The sequence below is a fragment of the Gemmata algarum genome (genome assembly GCF_034097035.1).
Taxonomy (GTDB): Bacteria; Planctomycetota; Planctomycetia; order Gemmatales; family Gemmataceae; genus Gemmata; species Gemmata algarum.
This window is the reverse complement of the sequence record NZ_JAXBLV010000059.1, coordinates 1-2289: the sequence shown is the minus strand read 5'-3', so window position 1 is coordinate 2289 and position 2289 is coordinate 1. Positions and strand designations below refer to the sequence as shown.

Below are 2289 nucleotides of genomic sequence, written 5' to 3'. Positions count from 1 at the left end.
CGATGTATTGAGAGGGATGCCTCTGACACCTCATGAGCCAACGGCCAGAAGGGCGACAACACGCCGTTCACAGTTGCGGAGCGGCGAGGTGGTCACCCCGCAACGGCGTTGAACCTCAGACCCCGACCGGTTCCTTCTTCGGCTTGCCGGCGGCAACTGCCGCGCACGCTTTTCGCAGGCGCCGAATGCCTTCCGTGATCTCGGGCTCGGTCGCGACCCCGTAGCACAGCCGGCATTCGTTCTTCGGCATGTGGCCGTTCGCGTCCGGGACGTGGCCGAACTCGCCGGGCACGTACAGCACCCCCGCCTCCAGCGCCGCCGGCACGAGCGGACCATTCGGGCCGGTGTCAACGCCGTCCAGCGTGAACCACACGTAGAACCCGCCGTCCGGCACGGTCCACCGCGCCGCCGGGAAGTCGCGGAACTCGCTCTCCAGCGCGATCAGCATGAGGTCGCGCTTGTTGCGGTACACGGCCCGCAGCTTCTCCGCGTGCGCCTGATACGCGCCCGACGCCATCATCCGCGACAGCAGGTGCTGGGACAGGTTCGTCGAGCCGAAGTCGTGGCTGCCCTTCAGGTGCAAAATCGGGGCGAGCACGTCCGGCGGCAGGATCGCATACCCCGTCTTCAGCCCCGGGGCGCACGGCTTCGAAAACGTGCTCGTGTACACCACGAACTCGTTCGCCGGGTCGAAGCTCTTGATGCTCGGCAGGTCCGGACCGGAGAACTTCAGCTCGCGGTACGCCGCGTCTTCCAGGATCAGGATGCGGTGCGCGGTGCTGTACCGTTTGGCGATCTCGACCAGCCGCTTGCGGCGCTCCAGCGAGAGCGTGAGCCCGGTCGGGTTCTGGAAGTAGTCAACGGTGTAGATGACCTTCACCCGCGGCAAGTCGCCCGACCGGCGCAACCGGTCGAGGAGCGCGTCGAGGGCGTCCACGTCCATCCCGTGCTCGTCCATCGGGACCGTCCGCACCTTCGCCCCGTGCGACTGGAGCAGGCTGTGGTACACGAAGTACGACGGCGCCTCCGAGATCACGATGTCGCCCGGGTCGAACATCACCTCGCCGAGGAGGTACAGCAACTGCTGCGACCCGGTGGTGATGCAAACGTCGTCGGGCGTAAGGTTCAGGTCGGAGGGTTTGACGCCGTCTAGACCGCACACGAGGTCGAGCACCTGGCGCCGCAACTCGGGCATCCCGTGTGTGGAACCGTACTGGAGGGCCGTCTGCCCAGCCCGCGGATCGGACAGGATTTCGGCGGCGGCGGCGCGCACCTCATCGACCGGGAGCGAGCCCTCGTCCACCAGTCCGGCGGCGAACGAGACGAGCCCCGGCGTCTCGAGCGCCTTCTTGATGAAGTAGGTGATGGGCGAGTCGGTGGTGCGGCGGGACTTGCCCGACCGCGACAGCGGCGCCGGCGGCATGGGAACGCTCCTGGAAAAGAGAATCGGCCCCGGAGTTGGACTCCGGGGCCGATTCGGTGTTTCGGAACACACGTCGGGAACCGGAGTCAGGTTGCGGCCACCGCCGCAGCGATAGCAGCCGCGGCTGCGACGGCAAGAACGGCCGCGGCATGCGCGCCCGCCCGGACCGCAACAGCGGCGAGGGCGTTCAGGGTCAGCGCGGGTGCGGACATTCGGTTCAATCGCTTTCGGGATCGGTTCTCTCGACGGAAGTTTCGTACCGCGCGAACCGGCCCGAGACAAGGTAAAAATTCGAAAGCGGCACGAATGGCGTGGTGTTGCGAAGCGTCGGCGTCACGAAAGTGCGTGGGAAAACGGTAGGCGGATGTTGCCCCTGGCCCGCCGGGCAGAGTGCTCCCCGCGAGAAGGACTCACGCCCTGCCGACGCACCTCTGCCGCTCGACCAGCAACTCGCACCTCACCACTACACGGTCGCGTTCCTGCGACCGACTCAGTGCGAGCCGGCGAACGCTTCGGCGTTCCGCAAGGCCATGCGAACTGTAACGACCACTTGACCAGTGGGCTTGTGAAGGCAGTACGAAGGGATCGACGGAAGTAGGACAGGCGAAAGCGTTTGTGCGGTAGGCTGCCGCAGTTACAGGCGTCCGGATCGCATTCCGGAACAGCAGGAAGAAAAGAAAATATTTGCGCTAGTTAAACTACAAGGCATATCGATTATAATATTAATATCGATTAGCAATCGGTAAAAAGTCGAGCGACAGAGCCACTCCAAAATCCCAGATCATCGGGTAATTCAAGCGTTTTAACGCACCTATACAACCGAAGCAAGCGACTCAGCGAGAGGAAGAATTCATGGCGGTTCGGCT

2 protein-coding genes are annotated in these 2289 nt (G+C 64.3%); both read right to left on the bottom strand.

Annotated elements, in window-relative coordinates; genetic code table 11:
• Window positions 1–115 precede the first annotated feature (115 nt).
• The gene (locus R5W23_RS07000) at window positions 116–1423 is read right to left on the bottom strand and encodes an aminotransferase-like domain-containing protein (protein ID WP_320685722.1); all 1308 of its coding nucleotides are present in this window, start codon (window positions 1421–1423) and stop codon (window positions 116–118) included.
• 86 nt (window positions 1424–1509) lie between these two features.
• Entirely contained in the window at window positions 1510–1635 is a 126-nt protein-coding gene (locus R5W23_RS06995) for a hypothetical protein (protein WP_320685721.1), read from the bottom strand.
• Window positions 1636–2289 lie beyond the last annotated feature (654 nt).